Origin of the sequence: Rhodopseudomonas sp. BR0M22 (assembly GCF_010907035.1) — a bacterium.
In the GTDB taxonomy this organism is placed as follows: domain Bacteria; phylum Pseudomonadota; class Alphaproteobacteria; order Rhizobiales; family Xanthobacteraceae; genus Rhodopseudomonas.
Map to the genome: position 1 here is coordinate 45,218 of NZ_QUMK01000025.1, position 22,885 is coordinate 68,102.

The window sequence follows — 22,885 nt, forward strand, 5'->3', positions numbered from 1 at the left end:
GCCCGGATGGTTGTGACCGCCGCTTATCGCCCCGGGGCGCTGGCCGGAGCAAGGCGGCCGAGGGTCGCTTCGACTTTCAGACCGTCTCGGCCGTCCAGACTGATCGAAGTGTTGCCGCGCCCCCCGACCTTACGATACGGATGACCCATGAAATTCCTCGATGAAGCCAAGGTTTACATCCGCTCCGGCGACGGCGGGAACGGCTGCGTGGCGTTCCGCCGCGAGAAGTTCATCGAGTTCGGCGGCCCCAATGGCGGCAATGGCGGCCGTGGCGGCGACATCATCGTCGAGGCGGCCGACGGCCTCAACACGCTGATCGACTACCGCTACCAGCAGCATTTCAAGGCGCCGAAAGGCGGAAACGGCATGGGTAGCGACCGCCATGGAGCCGGCGGCAAGGACGTCGTGATGAAGGTGCCGGTCGGCACCCAGATCTTCGACGAGGACAAGGAAACGCTGATTCACGACTTCACCAAGGTCGGAGAGCGTTTCGTGCTGGCCAAGGGCGGCAATGGCGGCTTCGGCAACGCCCATTTCAAATCCTCGACCAACCGGGCGCCGCGCCACGCCAATCCGGGCCTTCCGGGCGAAGAGCGCTGGATCTGGCTGCGGCTGAAACTGATCGCCGATGCCGGCCTGGTCGGGCTGCCGAACGCCGGCAAATCGACGTTTCTGTCGAAGGTCAGCGCCGCCAAGCCGAAGATCGCCGACTATCCGTTCACCACGCTGCACCCACAGCTCGGCGTGGTGAACAGCGACGGCCGCGAATTCGTGCTGGCCGACATTCCCGGCCTGATCGAAGGCGCCCATGAAGGCGCCGGCCTCGGCGACCGCTTCCTCGGCCATATCGAGCGCTGCCGGGTGCTGCTGCATTTGATCGACGCCACCTGCGAGCACGCCGGCAAAGCCTACAAAACGGTCCGCGGCGAACTCGAAGCCTATGCCGAGACGCTGGTCGACAAGATCGAGATCGTGGCGCTGAACAAGATCGACGCGGTCGAGCCGGACGAATTGAAGAAGCAGAAGGACCGGCTGAAGCGCGCCGCCAAGAAGACGCCGCTGCTGCTGTCCGGCGTGACCGGCCAGGGCGTGCCGGAGGCGCTGCGGGCACTGGTCGCGGTGATCGGTGAAGCTCCCGTCTCGGACAAGGCGATCGGGACGGCCGACAATCCGGCCGAAGCCAAGCCCTGGGCGCCGCAGGACGCCTGAACCCTCGCAGTTGGCCGGATGACGGCAGATCTGCCGGTCCGTTCGCACGGCTTGCGTAGGCCGGCCCGGTGCTGCAGAACGGGCCTCTTCCTGCCAGTCGCCCCGCTTTGCGGGCCGTGACCTCGTGATCGATACTCCCCATGACCAGCCCCAAGCTCCACGATTTCCGCCGTATCGTCGTCAAGGTCGGCTCGTCGCTGCTGATCGACTCCGCCGCCGGTGAGGTGCGAGCCGGGTGGCTGACGGCGCTCGCCGCCGACATTGCCGAGCTGCATCGCGGCGGCCGTGATGTGATGGTGGTGTCGTCCGGCTCGATTGCGCTGGGACGAAGCCGGCTGAAGCTGCCGCGCGGGCCGCTGAAGCTCGAGGAGAGCCAGGCCGCCGCCGCGGTCGGCCAGATCGAGCTGGCGCGAACCTGGTCGGAAGTGCTCGGCGCTCACGGCATCGGCGCCGGACAGATCCTGGTGACGTTCCAGGACACCGAGGAACGCCGGCGCTATCTCAACGCCCGCTCGACCATCGGCAAGCTGCTGGAATGGCACGCCGTGCCGGTGATCAACGAGAACGACACCGTCGCCACCACCGAGATCCGTTACGGCGACAATGACCGGCTCGCGGCGCGGGTCGCCACGATGGCGAGCGCCGATCTGCTGATTCTGCTGTCCGATATCGACGGATTGTACACCGCACCGCCCGGCAGCAATCCTGACGCCACGTTGATCCCGGTGGTCGACTCGATCACCGCCGAGATCGAAGGCATGGCCGGTGCGGCCGGCTCGGAGCTGTCGCGCGGCGGCATGCGGACCAAGATCGAGGCGGCCAAGATCGCGACCTCGGCCGGAACGCATATGCTGATCGCCTCAGGCAAGATCGATCATCCGCTCAAGGCGATCGCCGAGGGCGGCAAATGCACCTGGTTCCTGACGCCCGCCAACCCGGTCACCGCGCGAAAGCGCTGGATCGCCGGCTCGCTTGAGCCGAAGGGCACGCTGACGATCGACGCCGGCGCGGTCAGTGCGCTGCGCGCTGGCAAAAGCCTGCTGCCGGCCGGGGTGATCCGTGTCGACGGCCAGTTCTGCCGCGGCGACGCGGTGATCGTCCGCGGTCCCGACACCGACGAGATCGGTCGCGGTCTGGTCGCTTACGACGCCGAGGACGCCGACAAGATCAAAGGACGGTCGTCGCCCGACGTGATGATGATCCTCGGCATCACCGGCCGCGCCGAGATGATCCATCGCGACGATCTTGTGGTCGGGACAGCGCCGGCCTGAATTCATCTGAAATCTTCAGGGGTGATGTCCTGTCGTCCGTGCAGGACACGGATAACAGCCACACCATCTTTCAAGGGAACATAGTACAGCACGTAGCTTCCCGACGGGAAGCTACGTAGTTCCGGTAAGAGCTCCGAGCGCGTCCGTCCCAGCAAAGGCGATTGCGCCAGGATGTCGAACACTTTTTCAATCTGTTCCAGTAACCGATCCGCAGCTTTGATATTGTCGTCGGCAACGAAACGCCAGATCGCGGCAATGTCGCGCTCGGCCTGCGGACTTTTACGCGCTCTATTGGTCACGTTCCGCAGCCAGCCGCTTGCGGCCTTCGGCTTTGATGCGCTCAAACATATCGCCGACTTCTTCCATCGGCCCGCTGTCCAGCCCCTTCTGGATCTCAGTGCGCAGTGCTTCGAGCTTGGCCTCGCGCGCCTGCATCTGGCGCAGGCTTTCCCGCACGACATCGCCGGCGGTCTCGTAGCGTCCGCTTTCGACCAGACTGTCGACGAACGCCGCAGAGTGCTCGTCGAGGGTGTAGCTGCCGGCCATGGGAGCCTCCTTGAGCAGATTTCAAAAGGATAGGGATCACCCGGTGTCCCTGCAACCGGCTTGGCGTACCGGCGTTTTCCGCCTATTTACATGACGCACCACGGATTTTTCAGGCTTACCCCTATGACCGCCTCGCTCAAAGCCATCGACGGCAGCGCCGAACTGACGACGCTGATGACCGACCTGGGTCGGCAGGCCCGCGCTGCTGCGCGGATCCTGGCACTGGCGCCGCCGGAGCAGAAGAACCGCGCGCTCGAAGCGATGGAGCGCGCGATCCGGGCCGGTGCCGACAAAATTCTGGCGGCAAATGCCGAGGATGTCGCCGATGCGAAAGCGGCCGGCACCACGTCGGCATTCTTGGACAGACTAACGCTGACGCCGGCGCGCGTCGAAGCGATGGCCGAAGGCATCGCGGTGGTGCGCGGCATTGCCGACCCGGTCGGCACCGTGACCGAAAGCTGGCAGCGGCCGAATGGAATGACCATCGAGCGCGTCCGCGTGCCGCTCGGGGTCGTGGCGGTGATTTTCGAAAGCCGGCCCAATGTGGCCGCCGACGCCGGCGTGCTGTGTTTGAAGTCCGGCAACGCCGTGATCCTGCGCGGCGGCTCGGAGAGCTTCCGCTCCTGCCGCGCGATCCACGATTGCCTGGTGCAGGGGCTACGTGAAGCCGGACTGCCGGATGCGGCGATTACTTTGGTGCCGACTCGCGACCGGACCGCGGTGGGGCTGCTGCTCGGCGGGCTCGACGGCGCGGTCGATGTCATCGTGCCGCGCGGCGGCAAGAGCCTGGTGGCCCGCGTCGAAAGCGAAGCGCGGGTGCCGGTGTTCGCGCATCTGGAAGGCGTCAATCACGTCTATGTCGATCGCAGCGCTGATCTCGAGATGGCCAAGTCGATCGTGCTGAATGCCAAGATGCGCCGCACGGGCGTCTGCGGCGCAGCCGAAACGCTGCTGATCGATCGCGCGGCCGCTGCAACGCATCTCGCGCCGCTGGTGACGATGCTGATCGATTCCGGGTGCGAAGTGCGCGGCGACCAAGCTGTGCAACAGGCCGACCCGCGCGTGAAGTCGGCGAGCGATGAGGACTGGGACACCGAGTATCTCGACGCGGTGATCGCGGCCAAGACCGTGGACGGCGTCGATGCGGCGATCGCGCATATCCACGACCACGGCTCGCACCACACCGATGCCATCGTCGCCGAGGACGCGCAGGCCGCCGCGAAATTTCTCAGCGAGGTCGACTCCGCGATCGTACTGCACAACGCCTCGACGCAGTTCGCCGACGGCGGCGAATTCGGCTTCGGCGCCGAGATCGGAATTGCGACGGGCAAATTCCACGCGCGCGGACCGGTCGGCGCCGAACAGCTCACGACGTTCAAGTATCGCATCCATGGCAGCGGTCAGACCCGGCCGTGATGCAGCCCTGTCGCCGAGGCTGAGGTGACGACGGACTTCGCGGCAGCCCGCCGCGCGATTCCGCCGTTCACCCCCGGAATGCGGATCGGCCTGCTCGGGGGCTCGTTCAATCCGCCGCATCTGGCGCATCGCGCGATCAGTCAGTTCGCAATCAAGAAATTGAAGCTCGACCGGGTGTGGTGGCTGGTGTCGCCGGGTAACCCGCTGAAGGATATCTCGAGCCTGCGCGAGATCGATGCCCGCGTTGCCGCCGCGCAGGCGATCGCGGACGATCCGCGGATCCAGGTCAGTCGTCTCGAAGCCGTCATCGGCACCCGCTACACTGCCGACACTCTCCGCTATCTGCGCCGGCATTGTGCCGGCGCTCGCTTCGTCTGGATCATGGGCGCCGATAATTTGGCTCAGTTCCATCGCTGGCAGCAGTGGCAGCAGATCGCGGCCGAGGTCCCGATCGCGGTGATCGACCGGCCGCCGACCAGCCTTCGCGCGTTGGCATCTCCCGCCGCGCAGCGCCTGATCCGCGCACGACTTCCTGCTAACGAGGCAGCCAAGCTGGCAGATTGCGATCCGCCGGCTTGGGTGTTTCTGACGGGGCTGAAATCGCCGGTGTCCTCGACCGCGTTGCGGAACCCCGATGGAAGCTGGAAGACATGCTGATCGCGGGCGCTGGACTCTCGTCGCGCAGCACCCCACATCGGACCTGTGACTTTTGCGAGACGGCACCGCAGCCTCGTGGACTCGCCAAGGCCACCTGGATTCCACTTGGCTGGAAATTGCTTTAGAATGAACTGGGCGCGCCGAGAGTCGGTGCGCACGATACAGTGAAAGGAAAGGTCCCTGACCACTTCTGTATTGTCCTCGTCGGCTTTGCCGAAATCGGTCGCGGCAAAGGTAACGCGGTCCGCGTCAAACAGGACTGCGCCGGTACCGTCCCCCGAAGCGATCGCGCCGGTTGCTCCGCAGTTGAAAACTGCGCCTGATGCCGAGGCGACGCTGCAACTGATCCTCTCCCGCCTCGACGACATGAAGGCGGAAGAGACGGTAACCATCGACCTCCGCGGCAAATCAGCGATGTTCGACTACGTGGTCGTCACCAGCGGGCGGGCTAACCGCCATGTCGGTGCGATTGCCGAGAACGTCGTCAAGGCGCTGAAGCAGGCCGGCATCGCCGCCCCGCACGTCGAAGGCTTGCCGAATTGCGATTGGGTGCTGATCGACAGCGGCGACGTGGTGTTGCACGTCTTCCGCCCCGAGGTCCGCGAGTTCTACAACCTCGAACGGTTGTGGACCCAGGGACCGTCGCCGGCAAAGACGCTGTAGCCGCAGCGCTGGGCGTCGTCGCGCCCGAACGGCGCGAGACCGAATGATGATTGGCGCGGTTGCGCGCGAAGGGCGCGTCAGCCGATGCGATTGACTGTTGTTGCTGTCGGCAAGTTGAAGCAGGGACCGGAGCGCGAGCTTGCCGAGCGGTATCGTTCGCGGTTCGACGATCTCGGCCGCAAACTCGGCTTCCGCGGGCTCGATGTTCATGAAATCGCCGAAAGCCGCGCCCGCGAGGCGCCGGCACGGATGGCGGAGGAAGCAGCCGCAATCGCCGCCCAGGTGCCGGACGGAGCGATGCTGGTCACGCTCGACGAGCGCGGCCAAAGCCTCGGCAGCGTCGCCTTCGCCAACCAGCTCGGGCGCTGGCGAGACGAGCAGGTGAGCGGTACTATTTTCGTGATCGGCGGTGCCGACGGACTTTCGCCTGAATTGCGGCGCAAGGGAAAGTTGAGCCTGTCGTTCGGTGCGGCGACCTGGCCGCATCAGATGGTCCGCGTCCTGCTGCTGGAGCAGATTTATCGGGCCGCGACGATCTTGGCAGGACATCCTTATCATCGTGCGTAACCGACGCCGTAGTGACCCGATGCATGCACCGCGCGCCTCCGCTGCGAGTGACGAAGCGACCGCCTCGTTCTGGCGGCCCGCAGCGCTGTTGTCCGCCGGCATCGCCGTCGGCGGCCTGCTCGGCGGCGATCTTGGGCACGCGCTGATCGCTCCGGCAGCGGCCCAGACCGCACCGGCCAAGACCACGGCGGCGCCGTCGATGGCCGATCTGATCAAGCAGCACGAGCAGGAACTGGAGGCGGCTCGGGCGCAGCAAAAGAGCGCCGCGGAGCAGCAGGACAAGCTCAAGGCCGATCTGGCCGCGATCGGCGCCGACCGGACCAAACTCAACCAGGAACTGATCGACGTCGCCGCCAAGGTGCGGACGGTGGAAACCCGCATCAGCGACGCTGAAGCCCGTCTTCGCCCGCTCGACGCCCGCGAGACCGAAATCCGGAGCTCTCTGGATCAGCGTCGCGACGAGATCGGCGAGGTTTTGGCGGCCCTGCAACGCGCCGGCCGCCGCGCTCCGCCGGCGCTGCTGGTGCGCCCGGAAGATGCACTGGAGTCGCTGCGCACCGCGATCCTGCCCGGCGCGGTGGTGCCCGAGCTGCGCACCCGAGCCGAGCGGCTTGCAACCGACCTCGGCGAACTGATCGCCGTGCGCCAGAAGATCGCCACCGAGCGCGACCAGCTCGCCGCGGACCGGAGCCGCATGACCACGGACCAGACCCGGCTGACGGCGCTGGTCGAGGAACGTCAGCGACAACAGAGTGCGGTCGAGAAGGACATTGAATCCGAGCGCGGCCGGGCGCTGACGCTGTCGCGTCAGGTCGACAGCCTGCAGGGCCTGATCGCCAAGATGGAGCAGGACCTCAAGAGCGCCGCGAAAGCCGCCGCAGCCGCCGATCAAAAGGGCGCGCCGGCTTCGGGCAAACCCAATCTGGCTGCGCTGAAGGATCCCGGCCGGCTCAGCCCGGCGATCGCCTTTGCCTCCGCCAAGGGGATGCTGCGGCTGCCGGTCAACGGCACCAAGATCCGCGAATTCGGCCGCCCCGACGGGGTCGGCGGCGTCGAGCGCGGGATCTCACTGGCGACGCGCGCCGGAGCCCAGATTACGACACCTTGCGATGGTTGGGTGGTGTATGCAGGGCCTTTCCGCTCCTATGGACAACTCTTGATCCTCAACGCCGGTGGCGGATATCATGTCCTGATCGCCGGGATGGAGCGCATTTCAGTCAATATCGGCCAGTTCGTGCTCACGGGAGAGCCGGTCGCGACGATGGGGTCGACGTCGCGGGTCGCCTCGATCCTCGCGGCCAACGCCAGTCAGCCCGTGCTCTACGTCGAGTTCCGTAAAGACGGCACTCCCATCGATCCTGGCCCATGGTGGGCCGCAAATGAAGGCGAAAAGGTTCGCGGATGATGCGCAAGACTTCGGTAATCCTCCTCAGCGCCGTCACCGGCGCCGCGCTTACACTTTTCGTCACTCAGCCGCGCACGATGCTGATGGGCGCCAGCGCGCGGGCTGCCACGTCCGACACCTATCGCCAGCTCAATCTGTTCGGCGACGTGTTCGAGCGCGTCCGCAGCGATTATGTCGAGAAGCCTGACGACTCCAAGCTGATCGAATCCGCCATCAGCGGCATGTTGACCGGCCTCGATCCGCATTCGAGCTACATGGACGCCAAGAGCTTCCGCGACATGCAGGTGCAGACCCGCGGCGAATTCGGCGGGCTCGGCATCGAAGTCACGATGGAAGACGGCCTGATCAAGGTGGTGTCGCCGATCGACGACACCCCGGCATCGAAGGCCGGCATTCTCGCCAACGACATCATCACCAATCTCGACGACGAAGCCGTGCAGGGGCTGACCCTGAACCAGGCCGTCGAGAAGATGCGGGGTCCGGTCAACACCAAGATCAAGCTGAAGATCATCCGCAAGGGCCAGGACAACCCGATCGAAGTCACGCTGGTGCGGGACAACATCCGGGTCCGCTCGGTGCGTGCGCGTGTCGAAGGCGGCGACATCGGCTACATCCGCATCACCACCTTCAACGAGCAGACCACCGAAGGGCTCAAGAAGGAGATCACCAATCTGACTAATCAGATCGGTGCCGACAAGCTGAAGGGCTTCATCCTCGACTTGCGCAACAATCCGGGCGGTCTGCTCGAGGAGGCCGTGACGGTTTCGGACGCGTTCCTGGATCGTGGCGAGATCGTCTCGACCCGCGGCCGCAACGCCGAGGAGACTCAGCGCCGGACCGCTCATCCGGGCGACCTCACCAAGGGCAAGCCGCTCATCGTGCTGATCAACGGCGGCTCGGCGTCGGCATCGGAGATCGTCGCCGGCGCGCTGCAGGATCACAAGCGCGCCACGGTGGTCGGCACCCGTTCGTTCGGCAAGGGGTCGGTGCAGACCATCATTCCGCTCGGCTCGGGCAACGGCGCGCTGCGACTGACCACTGCACGCTACTACACGCCATCGGGCAAGTCGATCCAGGCCAAGGGCATCACTCCGGACATCGAGGTGATGCAGGACGTGCCGGCCGACCTCAAGGCGCGGACCGACACCAAGGGTGAGGCTTCGCTCCGCGGCCATCTGAAGGGGTCTGACGGCGACGAAAAGACCGGCTCGCAATCCTACGTGCCGCCGGACGCCAAGGACGACAAGGCGCTCAAGGCCGCCGACGATCTGTTGCATGGCATCAAGGTCGACGCGACGGCCCCTGCGGCCGACAAGGCTGTCACCGGCGACAAGGCCGCGATCGACAAGCCGGCCGGCAACAAGGCGGCGAACTGATCGTTCGTCTCTGGCGGATCGATGTGTTGCGGAAGGGCGGCCTGCGAGCCGCCCTTTTTGCTGCGCGGCAGCCTGAGACCGGCGACGCGGCGTCGGCCGCTGCAGCATCGTGCTATCGTCGCAGCGGCTGATTCGGGAGATCGTTGGCAGTGTCGGCGGACGAACTGAGTACCCCGCTGGGTCAAAAGCAGAGCCGTTGGCAGCGGCTGCGCCGTTATCGGCTGCCGATCACCACGACGCAGGTGATTGCGACTGCGCTGGGCCTGTTCGTGCTGGGCTTCCTCGGTTTCGCGGTGTTCGGCAACAATCCGTTCGGCGGCGAGCCGATCGTCCATGTCGAGATCAAGCCTGCCCCCGACGAGCCGAAGCAGGCCGCTGCGCAGACCGGCAAGCAGGATGGCGGCAACGCTGAAGGTGCGCCGGGCGCAGCAGCGGTTCAGCACGGCAGCAAGGACGCGGCGCCGGGCCAGAAGACCATCACCATCATCGACGGCTCGAAAGGCACCCGTCAGGACGTGGTGGTCGGGACCGATGGAGCGAGCCAGGCAGAACTTCCGGCCAGCCAACTGACGGCCGATGGGATTGATCCGAAGCTGCTGGAGCAGTCGCGCTACGGCATGATCCCGGTGATGGCCGGTGGGTTGAAGCCGTTCTCCGCCTACGCGATGACCAGCGACGGCGATCGCGCCAAGGCGGAGCGGATGCCGACGGTGACGATCGTGGTCAGCGGCCTCGGCATCGGGGCGACCCGAACCAACGACGCGGTGATGAATCTTCCGGCGGCGGTGACGCTGGCATTCACGCCCTATGGTTCAGATCCTGGGAAGCTGGCGACCGAAGCGCGCCAGCGGCGCCACGAAGTGGTGCTGCAGATCCCGATGGAGCCGTTCGACTACCCCGACAACGATCCTGGACCTCAGACCCTGCTGACCTCCAGCGCGCCGGAGCAGAACCTCGACCGGCTGAACTGGCATTTAAGCCGGATCCAAGGCTATGTCGGGCTGTCGAATTTCATGGGCGCACGGTTCGTCGCCACCGAACCGGCGATGCAGGCGGTCATCCGCGATGCCGCCAAGCGCGGCCTCGGCTACCTTGACGACGGCACCGTGCCGCGGAGCGTCGCCGGCACCCTCGCCAAGTCTCTGGCGATGCCCTATGCGCGAGCCGATCTGACGATCGATGCGGCGCCCACGGGAACCGATATCGACAAAGCCCTGGCACGGCTGGAGAGCATCGCCAAAGAGCGCGGCAGCGCGATCGGCATGGCTTCTGCGCTGCCCGTGACGATTGAACGAATTGTCAACTGGAGCAAGAGCTTGGAAAGCCGAGGCATCCTGCTGGTGCCATTGACAACGGCGATGCTGAAATCAAAATCGAGTTGAGTCCCTCGTACCGAGGGACGTGGAAGGCACTAACGGAATGGCTCGCTACGAAGACCTGCCCTATCGAACCTGTGTCGGCGTGATGCTGATCAACCTGGAGGGTCTGGTGTTCATCGGGCGCCGCGCCGGTGGCATCGAACACGTCGACGACACCCACGTCTGGCAAATGCCGCAGGGCGGCGTCGATCCCGGCGAAGACACCTGGGACGCCGCCAAGCGCGAGCTCTACGAAGAGACCAGCGTGCGCTCGGTCGAGAAACTCGGCGAAGTCCCGGACTGGCTGATCTACGACATCCCCCGCACGGTGGCCGGACGGGCCTGGAAGGGCCGCTATCGCGGTCAGCGCCAGAAATGGTTCGCGGCCCGCTTCACCGGCGCCGACTCCGAGATCAACGTCGTCCACCCCGGCGGCGGTCACAAGGCGGAGTTCACGAGCTGGCGCTGGGAGCCGATGCACAATCTCCCGGAGCTGATCGTGCCGTTCAAGCGGCCGGTCTATGAGCGCGTCGTCAAGGAATTCTCGCAGCTCGCCGCGGCGGTGTGAGACGACCGATCCTGACGTCACCGATCCTTACGTCATTGCGTGCGCAGCCAAGCACCCCAATGGCTCGGTGAACTGAGCCCTGGATTGCGTGGTCGCGACGCTCCTTGCAACGACGCGGGAATTCCCTGACCAATCTTGCCGCCTCGTCGGGCGGTGGCGGGGCGATCACCGCGCCGCCATCGCGGCCTGCAGGATGTGATCGCAATGCGCCTTCACGGTATGGTGGGCGAAGACGTGGTCGCGGGCCGCGAGGGCCATGGTGCGCAGCTTGTCTTTGTCGGCCAGCGCCGAGGTGACGGCGCGTTCCAGCCCGCCCGGCTCGATGTCGTAGTACACCCCGTGCTGCCCCGACAGCAGCGGCGCGTAGCGCAGGATGGTCGGGTTGTTCATCAACGGCACGGACTGCACGATCGGCGCCTCGTAGTGGCGGTAGCAATCCCAGCCCATGCCCTCCGGCGACCACGCCAGCCAGGAATGCGACATCCGCTCCATGAAGGCGTCGTAGGGCAGCCGCTCGGTCGGTTGATCGATCCGCACGCCCATCGCGCGGAGCCGCTCGAGCTCCGGCAGGCCGTCGCGGCGAACCGTTGAATTGCCGTCGACCGAACCGATGAAGAAGATGTCGTGGGTCTTTTCGGGGAATGGCGCATCGCGCCAGCGCGCGTCGAAGCGGAATTGCGGCAGCGAGATCGGCCGCAGCTTATCGATCCGTTGTAGCCACTTGTCGCTGCGGCGATAGCGTAGCGTCGGCAGATGCGGGTGCACCGTGCCGGCCAGCGCCTGCCATTTGTCGCAAGGCAGTTCGCGCTTGAAATACGCCTCGGCCTTGTCGAGCAGAAACACGCTGCTCTTGGAGATCGCGAAGTGATCGTCCATCTCGACAGCGACCAGCGGCACCGGCGACTTCACCCAGCGAAACACGCTCGGGCCGAACTGCCGGGTCAGCGCAGCCCACGGATGGGTCGGGGTGTAGAAGATGCCGCGGGCCCAGTAGCGCGGATGCCACGGCGAATAGCGCAGGCTGTTGACCACCACGACGTCGTATTCGCCGCGGCCGGCGGCGCGCAGCTCGCGCAGCACGCGGTCCGGCGTCGAGAACCCGTCGAGTTCGCCGAAATCGTCCGTCAGCTTGGTCCAGGTCCACAGGCAGGTAGTGCGCTCTGGATACTGTAGTTTGAAATAGCCGCCGCCGATTTCGAGAATGCGGAGCTGCGAGGTATCGACGGGCGTGGTCATGGAGAGAAATCGCCTGGCGTGAGATCGCATGCAGGCGCGGGTCGCGCCCGTGGCGTCGGCGCTGGGCCGGTTTCGACACTTGCCTAGCATGGGGTTTCTTGCCATTCAATGCGGCGGAAAACGGCTGCCGCGACCGCAGTCGGCCGTCCGTTTCGAGCCAAAGGGCACCCGTTCCCGCGACTGCGGCGCGTTCGAACCCGCCCTTGTCCAGGACCCAGTGATGCGATTGTCCCGACGAATTCTCGTGAGCGGCGGCGCCGGCTTCATCGGCTCGCACTTGTGCGACAAGCTGCTCGCCGAGGGCCATGAAGTGCTGTGCGTCGACAATTATTTCACCGGCTGGCGCCGCAACATCGAACATCTGGTTGGCACTCCGCGCTTCGAGGTGATGCGCCACGACGTCACCTTCCCGCTCTATGTCGAAGTCGACGACATCTACAATCTGGCCTGCCCGGCCTCGCCGGTGCACTATCAGCATGATCCGGTGCAGACGCTGAAGACCAGCGTGCACGGCGCGATCAACATGCTGGGTCTCGCCAAGCGCACCCGCGCCAAGATCTTCCAGGCCTCGACCAGCGAGGTGTACGGCGACCCGAACGTGCATCCGCAGCCGGAGAGCTATTGGGGCCACGTCAATCCGCTCGGGATTCGCGCCTGCTACGACGAAGGCAAGCGCGCCGCCGAAACGCTGTTCTTCGATTATCACCGCCAGCACAAGGTGAAGATCAAGGTCGCGCGGATCTTCAACACCTACGGGCCGCGGATGCATCCGAACGACGGCCGGGTGGTGTCGAATTTCATCGTCCAGGCGCTGTCCGGCAACGACATCACCATCTATGGCGACGGCAGCCAGACGCGTTCGTTCTGCTACGTCACCGATTTGCTCGACGGTTTCGCTAAGCTGATGGCGACCGGCGACGAGTTCATCGGTCCGGTCAATCTCGGCAATCCGGTGGAATTCACCATCCGCCAGCTCGCCGAGATGGTGATCGAGATGACGGATTCCAAGTCGAAGCTGGTGCTGATGCCGCTGCCGTCGGACGATCCGCGGCAGCGTCAGCCCGACATCTCGCTGGCGCGGCGCGAGCTCGGCTGGGAGCCGAAAGTGCCGCTCGCGGACGGGCTGAAGGAAACCATCGGTTACTTCCGCACGCTGATGGCGTCGTGACTGCGCATCCGCCCGTCGAGTCGCTTCCCTATCGCCGCAACGTCGGCATCGCGCTGTTCGGCGGCGATGGCCGCGTCCTGATCGGGCGGCGGTTTCGTGACGACGGGCCGGAGATCATCCTGCCGGGATTGGAATGGCAGATGCCGCAAGGCGGCATCGACGAGGGCGAAGAGCCGCGCGTCGCGGTGATGCGGGAATTGTGGGAAGAGACCGGCGTCACCAACGCCGAGATCCTCGGCGAGACCGATTGGGTCAGCTACGACTTCCCGCCTTACGACGGTCCGGCCCACCGCCTCGCGGTGTTTCGCGGCCAGCGCCAGAAATGGTTCGCGCTGCGCTTCACCGGCACCGAGGCGGAGATCGATCCGCTCGCCGTCCGCAACGACATGCCGCCGGAATTCGACGCCTGGCGCTGGGAGCGCCTCGACCGTGTCGCCGACCTGGTCGTGCCGTTCCGCCGCGAAGTCTATCGGGAAGTTGCCCAGCAATTTGCTCGGTTCGTGTAGTCGCCTCCACGGTCATTCCGGGGCGCTTGCGGAGCAAGCGAACCCGGGATCCAGAGGTGGTGGAATGAAGATCCAACAACGTCGAGATTCCGGGTTCGCGGGCTTCACCCGCGCCCCGGAATGACTGCGGAGACTTAAAAAGCAGATGGCCGGGACGATGCCCGGCCATTCGATTCGTCAGCACACCTGTTCGCGGCGTCAGTGCATCGCGGTGGTGTTGAGCTCGTGCTGGATGCTCTTGAAATGATCGAGGCGCTCGATCGCGCTGTCCAGCTCGTCGCCGACCTTGCTGGGAAGCTGCTGCTCCATGGTCTGGATCGTCGCGGCGAACTCTTCGAGATCGACGTCCGGAGCCGCCGTGGCGACGTCGGCCAGCACGGTCAGGCCCTTGTCGGACACTTCGGCGATGCCGCCGAGAACCACGATCTTCTGCGTGTTGGCGCCCGCCGTCACGGTCAGGATGCCGGGACGGATCACCGCCACCACCGGCGCGTGGCCGGCGAGAACGCCGAAGTCACCCTCGGCGCCCGGAATGTCGACCTGATCGACTTCGCCGGAGAAGGCGATCTTTTCGGGCGAAACCAGATCGAAGTGGAAGGTGGACATATCTCGTCTCATCCGCTGCCCTCATCCTGAGGAGCGCGCGATTGCGCGCGTCTCGAAGGATGAGATGATGGTCGACACCCTTCGAGACGCCGGCCTGCGGCCGGCTCCTCAGGGTGAGGTTCGTTTGGTTAGGCCGCCTCGGCGGCGAGCTTCTTGCCCTTCTCGACCGCCTCTTCGATAGTGCCGACCATGTAGAACGCCGCTTCCGGCAGGTGGTCGTACTTGCCTTCGCAGATCGCGCGGAACCCCTTGATGGTGTCGGCGAGGTCGACGAACTTGCCCGGCGAGCCGGTGAACACTTCGGCGACGAAGAACGGCTGCGACAGGAAGCGCTCGATCTTACGGGCGCGGGCCACGGTCAGCTTGTCCTCTTCGGACAGTTCGTCCATGCCCAGGATGGCGATGATGTCCTGCAGCGACTTGTACTTCTGCAGGATCTGCTGAACCATACGCGCGGTGGTGTAGTGCTCTTCGCCGACGATCGAGGCGGACAGCATGCGCGAGGTCGAGTCGAGCGGGTCCACCGCCGGGTAGATGCCCTTTTCCGAGATCGCGCGGTTGAGCACGGTGGTGGCGTCCAAGTGCGCGAACGAAGTCGCGGGCGCCGGGTCGGTCAAGTCGTCGGCCGGCACGTAGATCGCCTGCACCGAGGTGATCGAGCCCTTGGTGGTGGTGGTGATGCGCTCCTGCAGCGCGCCCATGTCGGTCGCGAGCGTCGGCTGATAACCCACCGCCGACGGGATACGGCCGAGCAGCGCCGACACTTCCGAACCCGCCTGGGTGAAGCGGAAGATGTTGTCGACGAAGAACAGCACGTCCTGGCCCTGATCGCGGAAGTGCTCGGCGACGGTCAGACCGGTCAGGCCGACGCGGGCGCGGGCGCCCGGCGGTTCGTTCATCTGGCCATACACGAGGGCGCACTTGGAGCCTTCGCCGCCGCCCTTCTTGTTGACGCCGGATTCGATGAACTCGTGATAGAGGTCGTTGCCTTCGCGGGTGCGCTCGCCGACGCCGGCGAACACCGAGTAACCGCCGTGGGCGCGGGCGACGTTGTTGATCAGCTCCTGGATCAGCACGGTCTTGCCGACGCCGGCGCCGCCGAACAGGCCGATCTTGCCGCCCTTGGCGTAAGGCGCCAGCAGGTCGACGACCTTGATGCCGGTGACGAGGATTTCAGCTTCGGTCGACTGGTCGGTGTAGGCCGGGGCTTCCTGGTGGATGGCGCGGAGGCCTTCCGACTTGATCGGGCCCTGCTCGTCGACCGGCTCGCCGATCACGTTCATGATGCGGCCGAGCGTGCCGTCGCCGACCGGAACCGAGATCGGCGCGCCGGTGTCGGTGACTTCCTGGCCGCGAACCAGACCTTCGGTGGTGTCCATCGCGATGGTGCGGACGGTCGATTCACCGAGATGCTGCGCAACTTCGAGCACCAGGCGGTTGTCGCCGTTCTTGGTTTCGATGGCGTTCAGAATGGCCGGCAGATGCCCTTCGAACTGAACGTCGACGACGGCGCCGATCACCTGCGTGATGCGTCCGGTCTGATTGGCGGGTGTAGCCATTTCAACTGTCTCCCTGAAGTCCGAAAATCCGTCCACGGTCGATCGACCGGACGTAAAACCTTGTGAAGTCGCGTCAGATCGCCTCGGCGCCCGAGATGATCTCGATCAGTTCCTTGGTGATCATCGCCTGCCGGGTGCGGTTGTAGACCAGCGTCTGCTTGCGGATCATTTCACCGGCGTTGCGGGTGGCGTTGTCCATCGCGCTCATCTGCGCGCCGTAGAACGAGGCGTTGTTCTCCAGCAGCGCGCGGAAGATCTGAACCGCGAGGTTGCGGGGCAGCAGGCCCGACAGGATCTCATCCTCTTCCGGCTCGTATTCGTAAGACGTCGCCACCGCGCCGGCGGCAGGCGCCGTCACTTCCAGCGGAATCAAACGCTGGGCGGTCGGGATCTGCGAGATCACCGACTTGAACCGCGAATAGAACAGCGTGCAGACGTCGAACTCGCCGGCATTGAAGCGGGCGATGACCTTCTTGGCGATCTCCTCGGCGTTGACGAAGCCGATCTGACGCACCGAGCGCAGCTCGACATTGTCGATGATCTGCTTCTCGAAATTGCGGCGGAGCTGCTCGTAACCCTTGCGGCCGACGCAGAAGAACTTGACGGTCTTGCCCTGGCTCATCAGCTCGAGCGCGCGCTCGCGGGCGAGGCGGACGATCGAGGAGTTGAACGCACCGGACAGGCCGCGCTCGCCGGTGCACACCAGCAGCAGGTGAACCTGGTCCTTGCCGTTGCCGGCCAGCAGCACCGGCGCGCCGGGCGAACCCGCTGCGGCACCGGCGATATTCGAGATCACCGCTTCCATCTTCTCGGCGTAGGGCCGCGCTGCTTCCGCCGCCATCTGGGCGCGGCGCAGCTTCGAGGCGGCCACCATCTGCATCGCCTTGGTGATCTTCTGCGTCGCCTTCGTCGAGGCGATGCGGACGCGCATGTCTTTAAGTGAAGCCATTCTCAGTCCACCCCGGCGATCTGACCTGTGATCCGACCGCAAACCTCACATTCGTCATGCCCGGGCTCGTCCCGGGCATCCACGATGTCGAATAGCCACGTCGAGGACGTGGATGGCCGGGGAAGACCCCGGCCATGATAGTTATCAAGCAAACGTCTTGGCGTAGCTCTCGACCACCGCCTTGAGCTTCGCAGCGGTATCGTCGCTGAGATCGCGGCTGGTGCGGATCGCTTCGAGAATGCCCGACTCCTTGCCGCGCAGCAGCGCCAGCAGGCCGTCTTCGAACGGACGCACCTTGGCGAGCGGCAGCGCATCGAGATAGCCGTTGGTGCCGGCCCAGATCACACAGACCTGCTCTTCCATCTTCAGCGGCGAGAACTGCGGCTGCTTCAGGAGTTCGGTCAGGCGCGAACCGCGGTTCAAGAGGCGCTGGGTCGCGGCGTCGAGGTCGGAGCCGAACTGCGCGAACGCCGCCATTTCGCGGTACTGCGCGAGCTCGCCCTTGATCTTGCCGGCGACCTTCTTCATCGCCTTGGTCTGCGCCGACGAGCCGACGCGCGAAACCGACAGACCGACGTTCACGGCCGGACGGATGCCCTGGAAGAACAGATCGGTTTCCAGGAAGATCTGACCGTCGGTGATCGAGATCACATTGGTCGGGATGTAGGCCGACACGTCGTTGGCCTGGGTTTCGATCACCGGCAGAGCGGTGAGCGAGCCGGCGCCCTTCTCGTCGTTGAGCTTCGCGGCGCGCTCCAGCAGGCGGGAGTGCAGATAGAACACGTCACCCGGATACGCTTCGCGGCCCGGCGGACGGCGCAGCAGCAGCGACATCTGGCGGTAGGCGACGGCTTGCTTGGACAAGTCGTCATAAATGATCACGGCGTGCATGCCGTTGTCGCGGAAGTACTCGCCGATGGTGCAGCCGGTGAACGGCGCGATGTACTGCATCGGAGCCGGGTCCGACGCGGTGGCGGCGACGACGACCGAGTATTCCAGCGCGCCCTGCTCTTCCAGAACCTTCACGAACTGGGCGACGGTGGAGCGCTTCTGACCGACCGCGACGTACACGCAGTACAGCTTCTGGCTCTCCGGCGCGCCTTCGACGTTGAGCGACTTCTGGTTCAGAATGGCGTCGAGCGCGATCGCGGTCTTGCCGGTCTGACGGTCGCCGATGATCAGCTCGCGCTGGCCACGGCCGATCGGGATCAGCGCGTCGATCGACTTCAGGCCGGTCGCCATCGGCTCGTGCACCGACTTGCGCGGAATGATGCCGGGCGCCTTAACGTCGACGCGCTTGCGCTCGACCGCCTGGATCGGGCCCTTGCCGTCGATCGGGTTACCCAGCGCGTCGACGACGCGGCCGAGCAGACCCTTGCCGACCGGCGCGTCCACGATCGAACGGGTGCGCTTGACGGTCTGACCTTCCTTGATCTCGCGGTCGGCACCGAAGATCACGACACCGACGTTGTCGGTTTCGAGGTTCAGCGCCATGCCGCGCGTGCCGTTTTCGAACTCGACCATTTCACCGGCGAGCACGTTGTCCAGGCCATAAACACGGGCGATACCGTCGCCGACGGACAACACCTGTCCAACCTCGGAGACTTCGGCTTCCTGGCCGAAATTCTTGATCTGGTCCTTGAGGATCGCGGAAATTTCCGCGGCGCGGATGTCCATCAGCCTGCCTCTTTCATCGCGTGCTTGATCGAATTGAGTTTGGTGCGGATCGAACTGTCGACCATTCGGCTACCGAGCTTGACGACAAGCCCGCCGATGATCGCCGGATCGACATTGATATTGAGAGCGACGTCCTTGCCGGTCACCGACTTCAGCGCAGCCTTCAGCGCCTCGAGATTCTTGTCGCTGAGCTTTTCGGCAACGGTCACGTCGGCGGTGGCTTCGCCCTTGAACCTGGCAACCAGCGCGCGATAGGCGCGGATCACGTCGGCGACCACGAACAGCCGGCGATTGGCCGCGAGCACTTTCAGAAAATTGGCGCTGATGCCGGAGATGCCCGCCTTGGCGAGCACTGCGGCCAGCGCCTTGCCCTGCACCTCGGAGGCGAACACCGGGCTACGGACCAGGCGAACCAGATCCGGACTCTCCGCCAGCATCGCGCTGAACTTCTCCAGATCGGCAGTCACCGCATCGATGGATTTCTCGTCGCGGGCCAGTTCAAACAAAGCGGTCGCGTAACGACCGGAAACTCCGGAAACCGATGGATCTTCAGATGCCACGAGCGCGCTCTTCTTGCTGTCAAACGGCCAAGGAAAAAACCGTCGCCACGAAGCGGCGCCCCCGATTTAAGCCCTTGGAATTCAAGCTGGACTTCGATTTCTGACCGGCACGATGGTCCGGCGGCCCTTAAAATCGCGGCTTTGCTAACATAGCGCGCGCGGAGGTGCAACACGATGGCACGAGCCCGCGTCGCCTTGTTGCATGTCGTCTTGCATCTCGTCGCGCGCGTCACTCCAACGAGCGCCGGCGCCCCCCTCCGCGCCACGACCGGCAGCTCCTGGCACGCGCCGGCCAGCCGCCCGACGCATCGCAGACTACGCTCGCTCACGCGTCAGCGGCCTCGCGCGAAGGCACCCGCTGCCCTTCGCAGGGCGCATGGAGCCAGTCGCTCGGGTCGCAACTTCTCTATTTGCAGTTGCAAAAACTCGCTCGACACACGCACGCAGCGTTAACAGCCGATTACTTGTGTGATTCGGCGCAGCGCGTCGTGAAAACTTCGTAATACAATATTCGATACACGCTCGAAGTATTTATCAAGTAACACACTTGTTGATATCAGAGTACCGCGCTGTACTGCGAAACATCACCAAATATTGTGGCGTGAAATAAGGCGGATTGACCGTCAATATTCAGCCTCATTACAAGACCACTCGTTCGCCCGCGAACACAGGGACGGGGGTTCCACTTGCCGCATGTAGGGCAATACTCGACTTAAGGATAGGATATGGTTCGAAAGAAAACACCGGCGCTGCTCACCACCGGGCCGGCCGCGGCCGCGGCGATGATCGTCGCCTCTGTCTTCCTTGGCGGATCGGTCGGCGAAGCCTCAGCGAAGAGCCGGCATCACCGCCACCACCATCATCACCATAGCCACCATCACAGTGACTGGCGTTCCGCTAACGCCTCGGTCGAGAGCAGCGGCGGCGGTCGAACCTTCTCGGGCATGGCGTCCTACTACGGCAACGAGTCGGGCAGCCGCACCGCGTCAGGCCAACGCATGAACGCGAACGCCATGACGGCGGCTCATCGCACCCTTCCGTTCGGCACCAAGCTTCGTGTCACGCATGGCGGCCGCAGCGTCGTCGTCACCATCAACGACCGCGGTCCCTTCATTCGCGGCCGCGTTCTCGATCTGTCGACCGGCGCCGCCCGCGCCATCGGGCTCACCAGCCGCGGTGTCGGCCGGGTGGTCGCGGAAGTGATGTAAGCGCGCAAAATCCGTCACTCTGCGTTTCTTTCGACGACAACGCCTGACGAAGGGTTTGGTTCAATCGCAAGCGCGCGCATTACCTTTCGCCATGTGACAAAGCCTGCCGGCGACCAGACGGCAGGCTTTTGTTTGGGGCGCTCGACGGCCGTCCAAAGTCACAAGAAGCTTTGCGGGTCGACGTCGACTTCGAGCTTGAGATTACCCTTGGTCTTCGGCCCGTTCGCCAGCCAAGAGCGTAAGTAGTTCGACAGATCGAAGCCGCGCACCGATTTCACCAGCAGCCGGAATCGATAGCGCCCCTTGATCACGGCGAGCGGCGCTTCGGCTGGGCCCAGCACCTGCACCCGCTCGTCGAACGGCGCGGCGCTGGCGAGTTGGCGGCCGAAGCCTTCTGCGGTCGGCCGGTCGCCGGCCGAAATGATCAGGCTCGCGAGCCGGCCGAACGGCGGATACAGCGTGCGCTCTCGGATATCGATCTCGCTGGCGTAAAACGCCTCGCGGTCACAGGCGACCAGCGCCTTCATCACCGGATGTTCGGGCTGATGTGTTTGCAGAAAGCCGACACCCCGTCCCTGTTCGCGGCCGGCACGCCCGATCACCTGATTGAGCAACTGGAAGGTCCGCTCGGCGGCGCGCGGATCGCCATTGGACAGGCCGAGATCGGCGTCGATCACCCCCACCAGATTGAGCCGCGGAAAGTTGTGGCCCTTGGCCACGAGCTGCGTGCCGATGATGATGTCGACGCGGCCCTCGGCGATCTCATTGAGCTCGGCGCGCATGGTCTCGATCGAGGTAATCAGGTCGCTCGACAGCACCATGGTCCGCGCATTGGGAAACAGGTTCGCCGCCTCCTCCTGCAGCCGCTCGACGCCCGGGCCGACCGCGACCAGCGAGCCCTCGGCACCGCAATGCGGACAGGCCGGCGGTCGCGGCATCGAGAAACCGCAATGATGGCACACCAGCCGTTGCCGGAAACGATGATCGACCAGCCAGGCATCGCAGATCGTGCATGAAAACCGATGGCCGCAGGCCCGGCACAGCGTCAGCGGCGCATAGCCGCGACGGTTGAGAAACAGCAGCGCCTGTTCGCGGCGCTCGATCGCGAAGCCGACCTGCTCGGCGAGCCGCGGCGAAATGAAGCGGCCGCGCATCGGCGGTTCGCGACGCAGATCGATCGCTTCGATCTGCGGCATGTGCTGCCCGCCGAATCGCGACGGCAGAGGGATGCGCTGGTAGCGGCCCTTGCGGGCATTGACCTCGGTCTCGACCGACGGCGTCGCCGACGCCAGCACGATCGGAATCTTCGCGATCGACGCCCGCACCACCGCCATGTCGCGAGCGTGATAATGCGCGCCGTCTTCCTGCTTGTAGGCCTGGTCGTGCTCCTCATCGACAATGATCAGCCCGAGATCGGCGTAAGGCAGAAACAGCGCCGAACGGGCGCCGACCACGACGCGCGCCTGGCCCGCCGCGATCGCCGCCCAATTGCGGGCGCGGGTGCGCGGCGTCAGTTCGGAATGCCACTCCAGCGGCCGCACACCGAATCGCTGGGAGAAGCGGTCCAGGAACTGCCCGGTCAGCGCGATCTCGGGCATCAGAATCAGGCTTTGCCGCCCCTGCCGGATCACCTCGGCGACCGCTTCGAAGTACACTTCGGTCTTGCCGGAGCCGGTGACGCCGTCGATCAGTGCAGCCTGAAAACCACCGGCGGTCACGAGGCCGCGCATGGTCTCGGCAGCACGGGCCTGCTCAGGTGAAAAATCAGCCGGCGCAAAATCCGGATCGGGCTCCGGTGCCGGGTTCTCCCGCGGCATCGGCTCGACCTGCAGGGTGCCTTCATCGACCAGCCCGTCGATCACGCCCGAACTGACGCCGGCCTCCTTGGCGACGTCGGATTTGCCGTGCAACAGGCCATCCGACAGGATCTCCAGCAGGCGCCGGCGCGCCGGCGTCATCCGCTGCGGCGGTGCGCCGACCAGCCGCACACCCATGCGCTGCCGCTCCGGGCCGAGATGCTCGCCCATCCGCAGACACATCCGCAGCACCATCCCGCGCGCCGACAGCGTGTAGGTCGAAACCCAGTCGACCATCCGCCGCAGCTCGTCGCGCAGCGGCGGCACATCGAGCTTTTCGGAAACGTCCTTCAGCCGGTTGTGCAGCCGTGGATCAGGATTGGGATTCTCCGCCCAAACCACGCCGAGCACTTCGCGGGCGCCGAGCGGCACCGCCACGACGTCGCCGGGCTTCAGCGAGACGCCGCGCGGCACCCGGTACGAATAGGCCTGATCGATCGCGACCGGCACCAGCACGTCGACGACGCTGGCAGGCGCGTGGGAGGCCGGGCTGCTGGTCGGCAAATCATCCATCGGCCCGGTGT

General features: G+C 65.1%; 22 protein-coding genes. 13 read left to right on the plus strand and 9 right to left on the minus strand.

What is annotated here, in order from left to right:
• The first annotated feature begins 147 nt into the window (after positions 1 to 147).
• On the plus strand, positions 148 to 1,209 hold the full coding sequence (gene obgE, locus DY468_RS10430; RefSeq protein ID WP_164604744.1) for a GTPase ObgE: 1,062 nt from the start codon (positions 148 to 150) through the stop codon (positions 1,207 to 1,209).
• Positions 1,210 to 1,349: 140 nt separating this feature from the next.
• Complete coding sequence (proB, locus tag DY468_RS10435; RefSeq protein WP_164604745.1) at positions 1,350 to 2,480, plus strand: glutamate 5-kinase; 1,131 nt, start codon at positions 1,350 to 1,352, stop codon at positions 2,478 to 2,480.
• Between the two features lie 2 nt (positions 2,481 to 2,482).
• On the opposite strand, the gene DY468_RS10440 is transcribed toward proB, so the two are convergent.
• Both DY468_RS10440 and DY468_RS10445 read right to left on the minus strand, forming a co-directional pair.
• Positions 2,483 to 2,779 (minus strand): type II toxin-antitoxin system RelE/ParE family toxin, encoded by a 297-nt coding sequence (locus DY468_RS10440; protein ID WP_164604746.1) that lies wholly within the window; start codon positions 2,777 to 2,779, stop codon positions 2,483 to 2,485.
• A complete protein-coding gene (locus DY468_RS10445; RefSeq protein WP_107353786.1) occupies positions 2,769 to 3,026 on the minus strand; it encodes a type II toxin-antitoxin system ParD family antitoxin in 258 nt (85 codons plus the stop codon). Before DY468_RS10445 ends, DY468_RS10440 begins: the two co-directional genes overlap by 11 nt.
• Positions 3,027 to 3,149: 123 nt before the next feature.
• Here DY468_RS10445 and DY468_RS10450 point away from each other — a divergent pair, with 123 nt between their 5' ends.
• From DY468_RS10450 to DY468_RS10485, 8 genes are all read left to right on the plus strand, one after another.
• Positions 3,150 to 4,442, plus strand: coding sequence for a glutamate-5-semialdehyde dehydrogenase (locus DY468_RS10450; RefSeq protein ID WP_164604747.1), 1,293 nt, complete (start codon positions 3,150 to 3,152; stop codon positions 4,440 to 4,442).
• Positions 4,443 to 4,466: 24 nt separating this feature from the next.
• Positions 4,467 to 5,099 (plus strand): nicotinate-nucleotide adenylyltransferase, encoded by a 633-nt coding sequence (locus tag DY468_RS10455; protein ID WP_164604748.1) that lies wholly within the window; start codon positions 4,467 to 4,469, stop codon positions 5,097 to 5,099.
• A gap of 306 nt (positions 5,100 to 5,405) precedes the next feature.
• The gene (gene rsfS, locus DY468_RS10460) at positions 5,406 to 5,762 is read left to right on the plus strand and encodes a ribosome silencing factor (RefSeq protein ID WP_205512202.1); all 357 of its coding nucleotides are present in this window, start codon (positions 5,406 to 5,408) and stop codon (positions 5,760 to 5,762) included.
• Between the two features lie 84 nt (positions 5,763 to 5,846).
• Positions 5,847 to 6,329 carry a 23S rRNA (pseudouridine(1915)-N(3))-methyltransferase RlmH gene (gene rlmH, locus DY468_RS10465; RefSeq protein WP_164604749.1) on the plus strand — a complete coding sequence of 161 codons (483 nt, stop codon included), beginning with the start codon at positions 5,847 to 5,849 and terminating at the stop codon, positions 6,327 to 6,329.
• A 19-nt stretch (positions 6,330 to 6,348) separates the two neighbouring features.
• Positions 6,349 to 7,734 (plus strand): murein hydrolase activator EnvC family protein, encoded by a 1,386-nt coding sequence (locus DY468_RS10470; protein WP_164604750.1) that lies wholly within the window; start codon positions 6,349 to 6,351, stop codon positions 7,732 to 7,734.
• A complete protein-coding gene (locus DY468_RS10475) occupies positions 7,731 to 9,110 on the plus strand; it encodes a S41 family peptidase (RefSeq protein WP_164604751.1) in 1,380 nt (459 codons plus the stop codon). Before DY468_RS10470 ends, DY468_RS10475 begins: the two co-directional genes overlap by 4 nt.
• Positions 9,111 to 9,259: 149 nt before the next feature.
• Positions 9,260 to 10,492, plus strand: a complete 1,233-nt coding sequence (locus DY468_RS10480) for a divergent polysaccharide deacetylase family protein (RefSeq protein WP_164604763.1) — start codon at positions 9,260 to 9,262, stop codon at positions 10,490 to 10,492.
• Positions 10,493 to 10,529: 37 nt separating this feature from the next.
• On the plus strand, positions 10,530 to 11,036 hold the full coding sequence (locus DY468_RS10485; RefSeq protein ID WP_164604752.1) for an RNA pyrophosphohydrolase: 507 nt from the start codon (positions 10,530 to 10,532) through the stop codon (positions 11,034 to 11,036).
• 165 nt (positions 11,037 to 11,201) lie between these two features.
• On the opposite strand, the gene DY468_RS10490 is transcribed toward DY468_RS10485, so the two are convergent.
• The gene (locus DY468_RS10490; RefSeq protein WP_164604753.1) at positions 11,202 to 12,272 is read right to left on the minus strand and encodes a glycosyltransferase; all 1,071 of its coding nucleotides are present in this window, start codon (positions 12,270 to 12,272) and stop codon (positions 11,202 to 11,204) included.
• A 220-nt stretch (positions 12,273 to 12,492) separates the two neighbouring features.
• Between DY468_RS10490 and DY468_RS10495 the strand changes: the two genes are divergently transcribed.
• On the plus strand, positions 12,493 to 13,440 hold the full coding sequence (locus DY468_RS10495; RefSeq protein WP_142883883.1) for a UDP-glucuronic acid decarboxylase family protein: 948 nt from the start codon (positions 12,493 to 12,495) through the stop codon (positions 13,438 to 13,440).
• A complete protein-coding gene (locus DY468_RS10500) occupies positions 13,437 to 13,946 on the plus strand; it encodes an RNA pyrophosphohydrolase (protein ID WP_164604754.1) in 510 nt (169 codons plus the stop codon). The genes DY468_RS10495 and DY468_RS10500 overlap by 4 nt, the downstream gene beginning before the upstream one ends.
• Before the next feature lie 198 nt (positions 13,947 to 14,144).
• On the opposite strand, the gene DY468_RS10505 is transcribed toward DY468_RS10500, so the two are convergent.
• From DY468_RS10505 to DY468_RS10525, 5 genes are all read right to left on the minus strand, one after another.
• Entirely contained in the window at positions 14,145 to 14,552 is a 408-nt protein-coding gene (locus DY468_RS10505; protein ID WP_164604755.1) for a F0F1 ATP synthase subunit epsilon, read from the minus strand.
• A 128-nt stretch (positions 14,553 to 14,680) separates the two neighbouring features.
• On the minus strand, positions 14,681 to 16,111 hold the full coding sequence (gene atpD, locus DY468_RS10510) for a F0F1 ATP synthase subunit beta (RefSeq protein WP_013500301.1): 1,431 nt from the start codon (positions 16,109 to 16,111) through the stop codon (positions 14,681 to 14,683).
• Positions 16,112 to 16,184: 73 nt separating this feature from the next.
• A complete protein-coding gene (locus DY468_RS10515; protein WP_164604756.1) occupies positions 16,185 to 17,060 on the minus strand; it encodes a F0F1 ATP synthase subunit gamma in 876 nt (291 codons plus the stop codon).
• Positions 17,061 to 17,204: 144 nt separating this feature from the next.
• Entirely contained in the window at positions 17,205 to 18,737 is a 1,533-nt protein-coding gene (gene atpA, locus DY468_RS10520; protein WP_164604757.1) for a F0F1 ATP synthase subunit alpha, read from the minus strand.
• The gene (locus DY468_RS10525; RefSeq protein ID WP_164604758.1) at positions 18,737 to 19,297 is read right to left on the minus strand and encodes a F0F1 ATP synthase subunit delta; all 561 of its coding nucleotides are present in this window, start codon (positions 19,295 to 19,297) and stop codon (positions 18,737 to 18,739) included. Before DY468_RS10525 ends, atpA begins: the two co-directional genes overlap by 1 nt.
• A gap of 725 nt (positions 19,298 to 20,022) precedes the next feature.
• Here DY468_RS10525 and DY468_RS10530 point away from each other — a divergent pair.
• Positions 20,023 to 20,505: a septal ring lytic transglycosylase RlpA family protein gene (locus DY468_RS10530; RefSeq protein WP_164604759.1), complete on the plus strand. Its 483-nt coding sequence runs from the start codon at positions 20,023 to 20,025 to the stop codon at positions 20,503 to 20,505.
• 158 nt (positions 20,506 to 20,663) lie between these two features.
• Here DY468_RS10530 and DY468_RS10535 read toward each other — a convergent pair whose 3' ends face one another.
• A complete protein-coding gene (locus DY468_RS10535) occupies positions 20,664 to 22,874 on the minus strand; it encodes a primosomal protein N' (RefSeq protein WP_164604764.1) in 2,211 nt (736 codons plus the stop codon).
• Positions 22,875 to 22,885 lie beyond the last annotated feature (11 nt).

Coding starts and splice junctions, on each gene's coding strand:
- obgE (WP_164604744.1), top strand. CDS start 148: ATGAAATTCCTCGATGAAGCCAAGGTTTACATCCGCTCCGGCGACGGC.
- proB (WP_164604745.1), top strand. CDS start 1,350: ATGACCAGCCCCAAGCTCCACGATTTCCGCCGTATCGTCGTCAAGGTC.
- DY468_RS10445 (WP_107353786.1), bottom strand. CDS start 3,026: ATGGCCGGCAGCTACACCCTCGACGAGCACTCTGCGGCGTTCGTCGAC.
- DY468_RS10450 (WP_164604747.1), top strand. CDS start 3,150: ATGACCGCCTCGCTCAAAGCCATCGACGGCAGCGCCGAACTGACGACG.
- rlmH (WP_164604749.1), top strand. CDS start 5,847: ATGCGATTGACTGTTGTTGCTGTCGGCAAGTTGAAGCAGGGACCGGAG.
- DY468_RS10470 (WP_164604750.1), top strand. CDS start 6,349: ATGCATGCACCGCGCGCCTCCGCTGCGAGTGACGAAGCGACCGCCTCG.
- DY468_RS10475 (WP_164604751.1), top strand. CDS start 7,731: ATGATGCGCAAGACTTCGGTAATCCTCCTCAGCGCCGTCACCGGCGCC.
- DY468_RS10485 (WP_164604752.1), top strand. CDS start 10,530: ATGGCTCGCTACGAAGACCTGCCCTATCGAACCTGTGTCGGCGTGATG.
- DY468_RS10490 (WP_164604753.1), bottom strand. CDS start 12,272: ATGACCACGCCCGTCGATACCTCGCAGCTCCGCATTCTCGAAATCGGC.
- DY468_RS10495 (WP_142883883.1), top strand. CDS start 12,493: ATGCGATTGTCCCGACGAATTCTCGTGAGCGGCGGCGCCGGCTTCATC.
- DY468_RS10505 (WP_164604755.1), bottom strand. CDS start 14,552: ATGTCCACCTTCCACTTCGATCTGGTTTCGCCCGAAAAGATCGCCTTC.
- atpD (WP_013500301.1), bottom strand. CDS start 16,111: ATGGCTACACCCGCCAATCAGACCGGACGCATCACGCAGGTGATCGGC.
- DY468_RS10515 (WP_164604756.1), bottom strand. CDS start 17,060: ATGGCTTCACTTAAAGACATGCGCGTCCGCATCGCCTCGACGAAGGCG.
- atpA (WP_164604757.1), bottom strand. CDS start 18,737: ATGGACATCCGCGCCGCGGAAATTTCCGCGATCCTCAAGGACCAGATC.
- DY468_RS10530 (WP_164604759.1), top strand. CDS start 20,023: ATGGTTCGAAAGAAAACACCGGCGCTGCTCACCACCGGGCCGGCCGCG.
- DY468_RS10535 (WP_164604764.1), bottom strand. CDS start 22,874: ATGGATGATTTGCCGACCAGCAGCCCGGCCTCCCACGCGCCTGCCAGC.